The 13395-nt window shown below is 60.9% G+C and carries 12 protein-coding genes; 3 read left to right on the top strand and 9 right to left on the bottom strand.

Annotated features, from left to right (window positions below; translation table 11 throughout):
- Positions 1-110: 110 nt before the first annotated feature.
- Both YWU_RS0101260 and YWU_RS0101255 read left to right on the top strand, forming a co-directional pair.
- Positions 111-2936 (top strand): sigma factor-like helix-turn-helix DNA-binding protein, encoded by a 2826-nt coding sequence (locus YWU_RS0101260; protein WP_027019049.1) that lies wholly within the window; start codon positions 111-113, stop codon positions 2934-2936.
- Positions 2937-2992: 56 nt separating this feature from the next.
- Positions 2993-3172, top strand: coding sequence for a tautomerase family protein (locus YWU_RS0101255; protein WP_027019048.1), 180 nt, complete (start codon positions 2993-2995; stop codon positions 3170-3172).
- Between the two features lie 9 nt (positions 3173-3181).
- On the opposite strand, the gene YWU_RS0101250 is transcribed toward YWU_RS0101255, so the two are convergent.
- From YWU_RS0101250 to YWU_RS0101235, 4 genes are all read right to left on the bottom strand, one after another.
- Positions 3182-4771: a PTS ascorbate transporter subunit IIC gene (locus tag YWU_RS0101250; protein ID WP_027019047.1), complete on the bottom strand. Its 1590-nt coding sequence runs from the start codon at positions 4769-4771 to the stop codon at positions 3182-3184.
- A gap of 29 nt (positions 4772-4800) precedes the next feature.
- Positions 4801-5661 (bottom strand): PTS sugar transporter subunit IIA, encoded by an 861-nt coding sequence (locus tag YWU_RS0101245; protein WP_027019046.1) that lies wholly within the window; start codon positions 5659-5661, stop codon positions 4801-4803.
- Positions 5662-5724: 63 nt separating this feature from the next.
- Positions 5725-6420 carry an SIMPL domain-containing protein gene (locus YWU_RS17295; RefSeq protein WP_051259865.1) on the bottom strand — a complete coding sequence of 232 codons (696 nt, stop codon included), beginning with the start codon at positions 6418-6420 and terminating at the stop codon, positions 5725-5727.
- A gap of 59 nt (positions 6421-6479) precedes the next feature.
- Entirely contained in the window at positions 6480-7046 is a 567-nt protein-coding gene (locus tag YWU_RS0101235) for an HdeD family acid-resistance protein (RefSeq protein ID WP_027019045.1), read from the bottom strand.
- Between the two features lie 495 nt (positions 7047-7541).
- Here YWU_RS0101235 and YWU_RS14425 point away from each other — a divergent pair, with 495 nt between their 5' ends.
- The gene (locus tag YWU_RS14425; protein WP_051259864.1) at positions 7542-9011 is read left to right on the top strand and encodes an MFS transporter; all 1470 of its coding nucleotides are present in this window, start codon (positions 7542-7544) and stop codon (positions 9009-9011) included.
- A 10-nt stretch (positions 9012-9021) separates the two neighbouring features.
- Here YWU_RS14425 and YWU_RS17290 read toward each other — a convergent pair whose 3' ends face one another.
- The 5 genes from YWU_RS17290 to YWU_RS0101200 all read right to left on the bottom strand — a co-directional run bounded on the left by YWU_RS17290 (position 9022) and on the right by YWU_RS0101200 (position 13375).
- Positions 9022-9720, bottom strand: a complete 699-nt coding sequence (locus YWU_RS17290) for an LppP/LprE family lipoprotein (protein WP_051259863.1) — start codon at positions 9718-9720, stop codon at positions 9022-9024.
- Positions 9721-9787: 67 nt separating this feature from the next.
- On the bottom strand, positions 9788-10528 hold the full coding sequence (locus YWU_RS0101215) for a class I SAM-dependent methyltransferase (protein ID WP_051259862.1): 741 nt from the start codon (positions 10526-10528) through the stop codon (positions 9788-9790).
- Complete coding sequence (locus tag YWU_RS0101210; protein ID WP_027019042.1) at positions 10525-11277, bottom strand: ABC transporter ATP-binding protein; 753 nt, start codon at positions 11275-11277, stop codon at positions 10525-10527. The genes YWU_RS0101215 and YWU_RS0101210 overlap by 4 nt, the downstream gene beginning before the upstream one ends.
- Positions 11274-12278 (bottom strand): ABC transporter substrate-binding protein, encoded by a 1005-nt coding sequence (locus YWU_RS14415; protein ID WP_034646656.1) that lies wholly within the window; start codon positions 12276-12278, stop codon positions 11274-11276. Before YWU_RS14415 ends, YWU_RS0101210 begins: the two co-directional genes overlap by 4 nt.
- Entirely contained in the window at positions 12275-13375 is a 1101-nt protein-coding gene (locus YWU_RS0101200) for a FecCD family ABC transporter permease (RefSeq protein ID WP_027019041.1), read from the bottom strand. The genes YWU_RS14415 and YWU_RS0101200 overlap by 4 nt, the downstream gene beginning before the upstream one ends.
- Between the last annotated feature and the right edge of the window lie 20 nt (positions 13376-13395).

Raw genomic sequence — 13395 nt, 5'->3', positions numbered from 1 at the left:
AATAGTTCAGTTTCGGTGTGACATGGGTCTCAGAAGGCGGGGCGTTGTGCGTGCCTGGGCGAGGGTTATTCTGGAACGGTTGTCTGAAGTCGCCCTCACCTGGAGGTCCTGTGAGTCTCGCTGTGGCAGAGCCCCGAACCGTCATCCTCGTTGCGGAGGAGGTTCCCGAGCGATCCCTCCGGTATTTCGCCGATGTCGCGCTGCTGCGCGTCGGCCGGGAGCCGCAGTCGATCACTCTTGGAGTGCAGGATTTTGGTCAGGCAGTGGAGCGCATCGGGTCGCTTCTCGACGGCCATAGCGTGCTCCTCCACGGCTCCACAGAGGTCCTTAGCGTTCTGGTGGATAGCCTGCGGGACAACGGAATTGAGTGGTCTGCGCTGACCGCTGAGGATGTGCTCATCTCCGCTGGCGGCTCTGCTGAGGATGACCTGGACGACTTTCTCACTGAGGAAAATGTGGCGGGGCGAGCAGAAGAATTGGCCTCGTTGATTGGTGGAGGCCACACCACATCAGCCCCTCGCCACAGCGCTGAGCAACCGGTTGTTTCCGAGGGCTCTCCAGTGACACCAGAGGGCATCGAGGAGTACCTAGGCCTGCTTCGAGAGGCATTTGACGATGGGATTCTCGACGGCAGTGAATCCGAGGCTCTCGCCCGCACTGCCCGAGAGCACGGAGTATCCGCCGATGATGCCGGTGCCCTCCACGACATCTTCGTGCGCCGCGTCGCCGTGGATGCTTGGGAAGACGGCCGGGTCACCGAGGCTGAGCACAATCATCTCCTCGCGGTGGCGAGGCAGCTAGGGGTTGAGGAAGGGACCGTCGTCACGCTTTTGCTATCCGACGACCACTCCGACATCACCCTTCACCGCAATGACCGCATCGCCTTTCACGGTGCGACTGCTTATCCGCGTGAGGAGTGGGATCGCAGGATCAGTGCCGCGGGCCTGCTCCGTACAGACCTCAGTGTTGAGGTGGTGTGTCTCGTTACCGCTCACGGCGAACCCATTGGTGCAGCCGCTGCGACGGCACGTGAGCTCGGTGTGCCCGTCATCGACGAGGTCTCTTTCTCAAGGCTTCTGGCACGAACGGCAGATACCGCTAGACCAGTAACTCCTGAGGATCTGCCGTCTGTGGATGCTCCCGCCGAGGTGACATCCGCGGCCGCGGTGACCACGGTGTTCCCGTGGCTTTCAGAGTTCGATCTCGATAACGACGACACCGGACACATCGCCGCCACCTGGGTCTCCTACTTCGCTACTGCACCACTGCACACGATGTCTCCAGTGCTGGACCCAACACAGCTTCCCGACGGCGTCCCCACCGGATCCGCCCCCGTTCGCCGCTGGATCAACACCCATGCACCGGTCCTGTCCGCATCTGCTGACGACCTCTCCGCGATTCGGGGAGTCGGGGCGGTACGGCTCCAGTCGATCGTTGAGGCGGTGGTTCAAGAAGCGCTGGATGCTCCTGCACCACGCCCGGCGGCACCTCCGGTCACTGACGATTTCGATATCTACTGGCAGACAGCCTTCGAAATCTCGAAGATCCTCGGACAGGATGATCGTTATCGCGGGATTTTCCTTGACCGAATCATCGGGGGAGAAACCCTCGATGAACTCGGCAACCGCTTCGGAGTCACGAGGGAACGCGTTCGACAGCTGGAGAAGCCCCTTATAGACCAGCTTTTATCGTTGGATACTGAAGAGATCCATGACGAGATCGTTGGGACCGTCGGGAAGCTCCAGCAGTGGTCGATGGTGATTGAGCATCATCCTGGTGTGGAGAATCTCATCCCCGAGACGGAGGTGCCGCTGTGGCGGTTCCTCGAGAAATTCCAGCGGGAGCCTCGGTGGTCGATCGTCGACCGTTGGGTTGTGCTGACCGGAGTGGACGATGCGATCTCGTCAGCAGTTTCCGACGCCGTAAACGAATACGGTATCGCCGAACTAGAGAAGATTCACGAGGGCACGGATGTAGACCCTGACCTGCTCATTGATTGGCTAACGGAGCAACTAGGCCATGAGGTTCGTGGTGGCAATGTGCTGGTCCGTCAGAGCACCATTGGAGCTCGAGCGGCCACGGAATTGTCACTGGCAGGGCAGCCGCTGACGCTCGCCGAACTGCACGAGTTAATGCCGGGCGGTTCGGTTCGGGCACTCTCGAATTCGCTTGGTATCTACGACGGTGTCTATCGATGCGCAGCCGACACTTGGGCTCTGGCCGAATGGGAGATGGAGGAGTGGACTGGAATCCGCGACCTCATCGTGCGCCGTATCGAGCAGTCCGACGATGACGGAGTCTCACTCGAATCGCTCCTGGCAGAAGCGGAGACGTTCGGTGTCTCCGGATCCTCAATGAGGAGCTACGCGAGCGGGTATGAGTTCCAGATTGAGGACGGCGTAGTCAAGTTCCACGTTGGGGAGGTCACCAGCGACACCGTTCCCGAGGACACCCGAAACTTGTACATGCGAGAGGGCGTGTGGCACCTACTGACCAAGGTGAATGTCGACAACCTACGCGGCTCCGGGATGCCCGTTCCACTGGCGCTAACTGGGATGTACGGCCTTGCACATGGTGGATCGGTGGATCTCGATGGTCGATTGGGAACTCAGACCGTGGCATGGAAATCGAGCAACGCTCAGGTCTCTTCGTACCGCCGCTACCTGGAAGATCTCGGCTGCGAGGCAGGAGACCGCGTCTGGCTGAAGTTCGGTGAAGACTTCGATGTGATCCCGGCGCCGGCTCGCATTGAGGGGCTGGACGGCTCCGAAGAAGTCCTGAACCTGATGGGGCTTGAGCCGACTGACGGCATTGATCCGATCGTGCAGGTCAATGAAGCGTTGGGTCTGGAGGAGGGCGTCGCGAGGCGAAAGACCGTCGCCCGCCTGAACCACCGCGATGAAATCGCGCTGGCGGAATTGGTCAGAGCGCTGTGACGGCCTGAACTACAGTGGTGTCCTGAACCAGGTAGCAACCTTCGGAAGGACCCACCATGCCGCTGATCCAGATTTCCCAGACTCCGGGCCTCGACGCCGAGCAGAAGAAAGCCATCATCGAGTCGGTGACCAAGGTCTACGCAGAGGTCAGCGGTAAAAAGGAAAGCTCGGTGTGGGTGACCATCAACGAGATCGAGCGGGACTCCTGGGGTGTGGGTGGAGTCCCGCTCGGTTAAATCGCCAGATCAGTTTCGGCTCGGCGGAGGCGGGGGAGTGGGGGCTCCCTTTGGCGGGGCGATCTTCGGGTACGCCTTGGTGGCTAGTCCACCGCCGGTGGAGCCTCGGCCTCCGTCGGCGGCGTCGACACCGGTCATGGCTTCCATCTTGGCGTCATCGCCGTACGTGGCGCCGTGGCCCGGGGCGGGGTCCCAGTTGCCGTCGACAAGCTTCTTCTGGACCAGCACGGCCAGGAGGAATAGCACCAGAGCGATGGCCAAGACGATTGCGATGCCAACTGCACCCTGGGCCCGGGATCCGACACCAACGAGGATGCCCATCCAACCGAAGTCAGCATCACCGAAGGTGGTGTTCTCTTCGCCGAAGGTGCCAAGGACCAGCACGAGGAACGCCGGAAGAATCGTGATGATGATGCCGTTGACGAAGGCACCAAGCACGGCACCTCGGCGGCCACCGGTCGCATTTCCGTAGACACCTGCGGCACCACCGGTGAAGAAGTGCGGCACCAGACCCGGCAGGATCAGGGCTGCACCAAAGGCCGGGTTCAGCCAGAGGCTCAGCAGCACCAGGCCAGCCAGGCCTCCGATGAAGGACGAGACGAAGCCGATGAGCACGGCGTTCTGGGCGAAGGGGAACACGATCGGAGCATCCAGCGACGGAATCGCACCGGGGACGAACTTCTTGGCAATGCCCTGGAACGCCGGGACGAGCTCACCCAGGATGGTACGGACACCGAAGAGGATGACGGCCACAGCGACACCGAACTCAAGACCCTGGGTCGCGGACTGCATCAGGTAGTTACCAACGCTAGTGGCGCCATCCTCGAAGGCAGTAAAAGCCTCGTCGGAGCCTGCACGAACTAGGAACAGAATTGCGAGCACGAGGTACATCAGAACCATTGACAGCGCGGTTGAGACCATCGAATCGCGCAGGAAGCGCAGGCCTTCGGGCAGTTTCAGGTCCTCGGTGGAACGGGAGTTTTTGCCCACGACCTTGCCGACCGCACCGGATGCGATATACCCGGCAGTGCCGAAGTGTCCGATGGCAATGGAGTCGTCGCCGGTGATTTTCCTGGTCCACGGATGCGCGAGTGCCGGCAGCGACACCATCATCACGCCAAGCACGATCGCGCCGACGGTAACGGTGACCCAGCCTTCATAACCGCTGGTCGCAAGAATAATCGTGAGCATCGTGGCCATGAACAGCACGTGGTGGCCGGTCAGGAACACGTAACTCAGCGGCGTAAACCGGGCAAGAATGAGGCTCACCGCGAAGCCAGCGATCATCAGCCAGGCGACTTGCGAGCCGTATTGCGCCTGGGCGATACCGGCGATCGCTTCGTTAGTGGGGATGACGCCGTGCATGCCGGTGGCGCCCTCGATCATGATGCCCAGTGGTTCAAGTGAATTGACCACCAGTGTCGCGCCAGCGCCGACCAGCAAGAAGCCCAGTGTCGCCTTGATGGCGCCACCGAGCACTTGACCAGTGGATTTCTTCAAGGCCATGAGGCCGACGGCGGTGATAATACCGATGAGGAATGCGGGTACGGAGAGAATCTCGTTGACGAGGAACTCCGCGATGGCAATGAGCCAGTCCATTGTTCAGTCCTGTTCTGTGGGGACGGTGATCAGACGTCGTAAAGCTCGCGGAGAGCCGTGTCGAGTTCGAGTGGATCTGAGAAGTTCTCGATGACGTAGACCGGAACTCCCAGATCTCCGAGGGCGCGGGCGATTTCCCCAGAGGTGAGGATGAAGTCCGCGTCCTTGGCTTTGCCCTTCGCGGAGATGGTGTCGGTGGCTTCGACGCTGAGGTAGGAGCCCCAGCCCCAGTCCTTGAGCACCTGCTCCAGCGTGTTTTTCAGGAACAGTGACGTGCCCAGTCCATTGCCGCACACGGTCAGGATGTGGTTCTTAGAAGAACGCGTGCTTCCCGACGTCCTCTTCTCCCCACCCCCAACCCCACTACCGGACCCCACATCTTCAGTGCTCTGGGCCTTCTTCGCCTCTGCTACTTCGGCCTCTTCTTTCGTCTGTTGAGCCTCGACTGCACCGAAGATGTCGAGGACTTCCGCGGGCGTGGCAGCAGTGTCGAGTTGCTGTCGCTTCTGCGGATTGGCCAGGACCTTAGCCAATTCGCCCATTGCCTGGGTGTGGGCTTTGGCGTCGGTGGCCGCGAGCGCCAGAACCAGGGTGACCGGGTCATTGCGCTTGTGGCCGAACTCCACCGGCTCAGCGAGCCGCACCCATGACATCGCCGTGCGATGGACCGACTCATCCGGGCGCGCGTGCGCGAAAGCAAAGCCTGGAGCGACCACGATGTACGGGCCATTTTCCAGGACGTTGTCGATCATCGACTGCGTGTACGGAGCATCAGTGGCCCCTGATTTCTCTAGAATCTCACCGGCGACGGTGATTGCTTCCTGCCAGTTCTCGGCAGGGGCGTCGAGACGGATCGACGACTCCTCGAGCAGGCTTCTTATTGTGCTCATAGGTTGAGGATAACTCTGGCTAACAATGTTGCCTAGAAGGGGTAAAGCGATTTTTATGTGGAACTAGGCGTCGTTAAGCCGGAACGTTGCTTTCACATTCGCAGTCACCGTTTCCCGTGCCGGAGCGAGCTCTAGATCGAGCGTTCGCTCGGGAAGTGGTTCGGCGGAAGCGGCGCGTGCCAAGGAGAACTGCTGTGCCTCCGGGCCGTCGAAGACGCTGTGGGCTGAGATGTTGATGGTCGCATCGAGGACCTCAGCAGTCTCTTGGCCGAACGGCTCGACCATGGCAGTTGCGTGCTCGGCGGCGGCGACCAATGCTTCGGCCTGTGCCTGCGTCCGAATGGACTGGGCCGACTGCGGGTCGAGACTCCATTGGGGACCCGTGACCTTCACGTGGTCGACCGCGGCGAGGCGAGAGACAACGTCCCTGAGCTGCTCGTGCGCCGGCGTGCCGGCCCGCAGGTCGCAGATGACCTGGCATTCCCAGAAGGCACGGACCTTGGGGTCGTCGGTGCGGTTCCCGAAGTGGTCGTCGGAGTCGTTGGTCTCGGTGACCTGTTCATTGCGAACGTCAAGTGCATCTGCGGCGGCTAGGACCGGGGACACCGTCCGGACAGCCTCTTTACGCAGGGAGTACGCCTCGGAGGCGTCGGTCGCGCTGGCAGCGACGGCTACGGCCAGCGTTCCGATCGTCGCCGGCACCGAAACCTGTGCGTCTGCGACAACCGTGACCTGGGGGATGTGATCTGAGTTCACCATCGTCCCGATTATGCAGAAAGGACCCGCCGAAGCGGGTCCTCCATGTCAGGTGCGGCTGGTCAGAGTTCGGCTTCCTTGCCGATCTGGAAGGCGCGGACCAGCTGGACGATTCCCAGGATCACCAGGGAGACACCGAACAGCCACCAGAGGGTGACAGCTCCCCAGAACGGAGTGGTCACCAAAATGATGCCGGCAATGATGCTCAAAATTCCGTAGAAGAGACTCCACCCGGTGGACCGGGAACCGCGCAAGGTCATCAAAGCGAAGATGCCCTCGACAATCCAGGAGACACCGATAACGATTCCGAGGATTACCGCAAATGCAACCGTGGACGCGGCGAGATTACCGAACAAAACGATCGCAGCGATGATGAAGATAAGACCGACAATGATTGAACCTGCACGGGACCACCCCGACCGGCTCTTCGCCATGAAACCGCCCACGATGTATGCGACACCGGCCAAGAGGCCGTAGGCGATGATGATCCAGGTGACGACCCGGCCGGTTGCAGTCGGCCACGCCAGAATCAGGATTCCGAGGATCAGAGCTACAGCACCAGTAAAGGCGAGGACGCTTCGGGCGAGTTTGAATGGGTTCTGAGGGTCAATGGCGACCTGGTTAGTCATCACGGTTTCCCTTCTCAATGGAATGTCAACCACAAGATCTTGCGATTTCTCGATACAGCTAAACTGTACATCGAATAATTAGAAACGGCGCTGGCCAAGGGGTGAATTTGGTCAATTGTGCGCAATCACACTAATCGTTATAAAAGCTTTAGAATATTCCGACCTCAGTCGACCTTGTGTATTTCACAAAGCAATAATGGCAACGATATTGACGGAGAAGTGACACTCCGAGAAGGCTGTTCGGCAAAGATTCGACTTCTAGGGGCTGAATTGGGCTCTGACCTGCGCACTTGCGCGGATCGGGGGAGGGGTCCAGAATGGCCGGGGTCAGAGTGAAAATGCCCTCTGACATGGGGTGATCGCCAACACAGTTTTTAGCGGCCACCATCGCTGCCCACAGAGTCACCCCAACCTCAGTAGAGCTGACCGTCCGCACCCGGACGGTGGTTTTCGCATGCCCACACATGGACCAGACACGTGAGAATGGAGTGATCGGTGACAGTTAAAGACTTCCCCCGTACGGCTATCCCGGACGTTCGGGATGAAGCGCGGACCCCGTGGTCTGCAATTGCTGCTCTGAGCGTCGGCATTTTTGCGATGACGACGATGGAAGAGTTGCCCATCGGAGTAATGACCCTCATGGCCGATGACCTGGCCACGAGCAATGGCACCATCGGACTCGGTGTCACGATTCCAGCGCTCCTGGCGGCCATGACCGCGTTCGTAGCGCCCAGATTGCTCGGGCATCTGGACCGTCGCGCGATCTTCACCACTGCACTTGTGCTGATGGCGGCATCCGGCATCCTCTCCTCGATCGCGACCTCTCCGGAATTTTTCCTGGCCTCGCGTGTCTTTGTCGGTCTTAGCCTCGGTGCATTTTGGTCGATGCTCGGCTCCACGGTCGCCCGTATGGCGACTCCGAAGGACGTCGCGCGCGCCCTTTCGATTGCGTACGCCGGAGTATCAGCGGCAGTCGTGTTCGGTGTGCCCCTGTCGGCTGCGCTGGGGAATCTGGTTGGTTGGCGGATGTCGTATCTGCTCGTCGGGATGCTCTGCGCCTTGATGGCGCTGACCTTGATGATTCGACTGCCGAAAATGCCGTCCAATGAGGTTGTTCGCTTCGGTGACATCGGGCGTGCGTTTTCCCGCCCGGGAATCCAGTTCGGACTGATCTACACCCTGGTCCTAGTCACCTTCCATTTCGCCGCGTACACCTATGCCTCTCCGCTTTTGCAGAGTCTTGGTGGAGTATCGCTAGCGAGCGTGTCCGCGATGCTCTTGCTCTACGGTGCCTCCGGCATGGCAGGAAACTTCCTGGCTGGAATTGCAGCGGGGCGCTCGATGCGGGTGACCCTCATGATGCCGCCGGTGTTGGTGCTTACTGCAATGGTCCTGTTCGCACAGGCTGGACCGGATCTTGCGATTCTCGCAGTCATCTTGTGGGGAATGGCCGGCGGCACGATGCCAGTTGTCGGACAAGCGTGGCTGCATCAGGTCTCCGGCAACTTGTACACCACTGCTGCTGGTCTGAACTCCAGCATGTTCAACGTTGGCATTGCAGCAGGATCGTTCCTCGGCGCGAAGGTGTACCTCGGTTCCTTCGCGAACCCCTCCTACGCGCTAGTGATCGTCGTGGCACTAGGCATGGCTGCGGTTATCGTCCTGACCGTGACTGGTGGAGTGGAACGCCGATACCACCTGCGTTCACGGCTTCGTCCTCAGATGCGGGAGGAACTGCCGACGCACGGCTTTGGTCGCCACGGACTGTGGAGACTTTCTGCTCGCCGCAACCGCCGCCAGTACTCAATGGCACCAAAAGCCGCGGCACTTACGGTGCCGGGCAGCGTCGAGGTTAAGGAACCAAAAGCGGAACCGGTGGCCTACGACCTCACGGCGACCAAGGAGTATTCGCGCCGCACCTTTTGCGACGACACCGAACCGGCTGACTGGGAACAGTTCCGCTGAACAACGAGAATCAGGGCACGCGCACTCGGTAGTAGCCCTCCCAGACATCATTGGGAACGTTGGCGCGCGCGACTTCGACCTGGCCGTCAGTAAGTGTGTAGGTGACATCGTAGAACTCGTTGACACCTTCAGCGGTCGCACCGCCGCGGTGGCCGTATGTCACGGTGATGGATTCCGGTGAGTTTCGTTGCACGTCTTCAACTGAGGCGAACAGGATCGGGATCGGATTGCTGACGGTCTCGCCTTCGGCGAAGAGAACCAGCAGTTCCGAGATGCTCGCACCAGTTCCGGTCGGGCCGTTGTCATCTCCGACCATTCCATCGAGGGCAAGGTAACTCAGAGGCTCGCACGCGTCGTAGCCGTCGAGTGCGACGCCTTCTGCCCACCATGCGAATCCACTCAGGTTGGCACCGGTGTAGTCAGTGACGGTGAAGGAGCGGCCGCTGGTGACCGCCCCGAAGTCGGACTCTTCGTACGGTACGTCGCAGGTCTCCGGAGGTGCCGTGGTGGGGTCAGGGGATTCGCTCTTGGTGACCGTTTCGGTGTCGGTCGTTCCCGTTGGAACTGTCGCGGTTGGCGATTGCGGTTGGTTCGCGGCTCCGTTATCGGTTCCGCTGCACGCGCTGAGCACAATCGCTGAGGCGCCGGCGATGGCCGCGGTAAGAATTCTCCGCGACGTGGGACTTGAGGCTGACGTGAACACGGTCATTCCCTCCACTCTTAGTGAGTGTTATGAATCGCTGTACGCATTCCAGTTTAGGCAGAAAACGGGTGACTTAAGAAGGGTCTCGCACTATTCCGGTGACGAGGAAGTGAGGCCGTGACTCATGCCCCGGAGCGACACCGAAGGTGCGGTCTAAGTCGGTGACCTGGGGAAGTGGCGTGAGGGAGACGTCGTAAAGCCCTGCTTTTTCAAACGCCTCGACGTAAGGCGAGGCATCGGTCGCGGTGGCAAGCGGAAGCGTAGCGAGTGTGTCTGGGTTGTAGGTGCGAAGGAAGGCGTCGGGACCATCGGGGGTTTCCACGAGCATGGAATCGTCGATGCCATGAGGGAACCACGGTGCGTCCACAGCGATTACGCGGCCGCCAGGACGAAGGACGCTCATCCACTCGCGGATCGCAGCCACCGGGTCGGGCAGAGTCCACAGCAGATAACGGGAGGTGATGGCATCGAAGCGAGCATCCTCTGGAAGCGCTGAACGAACGTTGACGGCGTCTCCAATGAGGAACTCCGCATTCCCGTTATGCCCGCGGGCTTGCTCGATCATGCCGGGGGAGCGGTCGATGCCGGTGACCGTGAAATTCGCTGCCAGAAGGTTTGCGACGTACCCAGAGCCAGTGCCCACATCAAGAACGCCACGGCCAGGCCCAATGGCATCGGTGAAGACGGCGGTCCACAACTCCCGATCCAGTTGGGCGCGCTCACCGGTGACCTGGTGGCGGTGGTAGGCGTGGGCGCGGCCGGACCAGTAGTCGTCGATCGCACGGTTGCGCGACGCGGTGGTCTGCGTCTTCATACGCGTGCCTTTCTGGGGTAGACGAGAGTGATCTCGCCGTCGAGGTTCAGTCGGCGGACCTTGATCTCGTAGACGGGCTCGAGGATCTCTGGAATGAGAACCTCCTCGGGAGTGCCTTCGGCAACGATGCGCCCTTCCTTGAGAACAGCGATCCGGTCGCAGTAGCGCGCGGCGAGATTGAGGTCGTGCAAAACCACCACGGAGCCACCGGGAAGATCGGTGACGAGCTCGAGAACCTCGTGCTGGTACCGGATGTCGAGGTGGTTTGTCGGTTCGTCGAGAAGCACGTGCTTGGCATCTTGGACTAGGGCGCGAGCGATGAGCGCACGCTGGTGCTCGCCACCGGAAAGGTCCGACACATCGCGCTGCGCCAAGTGCAAGATCCCGACCGATTCCAGCGCCTGAGCCACCGGCTCTTCATTGGCGAAACTGAATAGCCCTCGGTGGGGAAGCGCCCCCAGTTCTACGAGGTCAGCCACTGTGATTGGGATGTCGGAATCTCGTTCTTGAGACACCACCGACACCGATCGGGCGATGTCGCGGCGGCGCATTGTCGTGATGTCCTTGCCGTCGAGCAGGACGGTGCCGGTGGCATCGACGGACCCGTACAGTGCGCGCAGCAACGTGGTTTTGCCTGAGCCGTTCGGCCCGACCAGCCCGAGAGTCCCGTGGTCGGGCACGGTGAGGCTGACCCGATCGACGGCAGTCTTCTCCCCAAAAAAGACACTCACGGATTCGGCAGTGATCATATGGCGTCGCTTTCGGCCATGGCATGGCGGCCGCGGATGTAGTCGGAGAGTTTCTCGGCGCCATCAACGGCGAGCGGAGTTGGTGGCTCGGCAAAATTGAGCAGGAGCGGCAGGACGGCTGAGGTGTGGCCGGCGGTGGTGCGGTCGAAGCCTGGAAGTGAGAGGACTGCATCGCGCACCGACGCGGCAGTGCCCGAAGAGTGCAGGGCAATGACTACGTCCGGATTCCGGTTCACGATCTCCTCGCTAGAGACCTCGAACACACGCTGGTCTTGGTCTGCGAAAACGTTGGTGCCACCGGCGGCGTCGATCACCGGATGTGACATGGAGCCGGTTCCATAGGCGTACGTCGTGCCACCGCCAACCGACGGGTACAACACGGCAACGGTGAACGGCTCGGTGTCCGTGGCCTCGGCTTCGATGGCAGCGAGACGCTCGCGCAACTCTGCGATGTACGTGCTCGCTTCATCCTGGCGGCCGAAAACCGTGCCGTAGACATCGATCTGACTCCACACATGCTCCCACGTTACGGGGCCGTCGATCGATCCACACAGAGCTGGTTCTTCGAGTAATGGGATGTTGGAACTGGACAGGACCTGCCGATTGACCGTGTCCGTCTCGCCCAGGACTAGGTCAGGAGCAGTGGCGGTGACCTCTTCGCGGGAGATCTGCAGATGCCCGGAGTCGTCGAGGCGATCGGTGATCAGGGGGATCTGGTCGAGCTGGGCGAGGGTGGAGGCGTCGTAATATTCCGGCGGGTACACGCCAGCGCGCGCGGTGACACGGTCTAATACCCCGAGCCGATCCAGGGTTGGGACCGAAGCGCTTTTCAGCAGAGTTACTCGCTCCGGCGGAGCATCGAAGGAGACGTCCTGTCCGCAGTTCTCTACGGTGACGGCATCAGACGAGGCTGTGTCCGCGGCATCACCGCATGCAGCCAAGCCCAGGAGCAGTGCCGCCGCCCCTAGAGTTCCCGCCACCCGTGCGCTGTTCATGGTCATGCGGTCACCCTCATCTTCCGTACAAGTATCAGCAGGAACGGAGCCCCCACCAATGCAGTGAGAATCCCGATCGGGATCTCTTGCGGTGCCAAAACCGTGCGGGAGGCAATGTCCGCCCAACACAACAGAATCGCGCCAATGAAAGCGGCCACCGGCAGCACCGCCCGATGACGTCCGCCGACGATGCGCCTGGCCAGGTGCGGAACGATCAGCCCGATGAATCCGATGGCTCCGGCCATTGCCACAAGCGTTCCCACCAGAAGACACACCATCACCAGCAGAATCAGTCGCATGCGGTCCGGGCGGATTCCCAGAGCCAGCGCGGTCTCATCGCCAGAGGCAAGCGCATCCATCTGAGGGGAAAGAACAAGAAAAACAATAAAAAGAAGCGTTACGACGCCCACTGCCAAACCCAACGGCCCCGACCACGCAGCAAGACCGAGCGAACCGAGCAGCCAAAACATCACCGAACGGCTCGATTCAGCAGAGTCGGAGGCGAAGACCAGGAAACTAGTTAGAGCTGAGAGCGCATACCCCACGGCAACTCCAGCCATCAGCAACCTGATCGAGGTGAGCTTTCCCGCCGAGCGGGCCACCGCCAGCACGACCATCGTGGCGACCAGTGCTCCGAGAAAGGCACTGGTCTGCAAGGCATAGTCGCCGAAGCCGGCGCCGAGGCCGAAGAGGATCGACGCCGCAGCGCCGCAGCTCGCCCCAGAACTGACCCCGAGGACATAGGGGTCGGCAAGCATGTTCCGCACCATTGCCTGCAGGACGACGCCCGCGATCGCCAGTCCCGCACCAACCACCACCGAGAGAACAACCCGAGGTGCACGGATGGTCCAGATGATCGCATCGTTGCGGCCAAATTCACCGGCTGCGCTGTCATCAAGAGGAGTGCCGGCAACATGATGTGCCAGGATCCGGATCACGTCACCTGCGGGAACTCGGACTGCACCGAGCATCAGGCTCGCAATGATGGAGACCATCAACAGCCCCGCCAGTGCGACAACCCAGCCGATAAGACGACGGCGGCCGGACCCGAAGCCCACGGCGTCGACAGTCGAGCTTGGCGAACGCGAAACCTGAAGGTGCACGGATAGCCACGATATCAACG

This window comes from Corynebacterium sputi DSM 45148 (assembly GCF_000427865.1).
Taxonomy (GTDB): Bacteria; Actinomycetota; Actinomycetes; order Mycobacteriales; family Mycobacteriaceae; genus Corynebacterium; species Corynebacterium sputi.
Note: the sequence above shows the minus strand (reverse complement) of the source record. Positions and strands in the feature narration are given on the sequence as shown.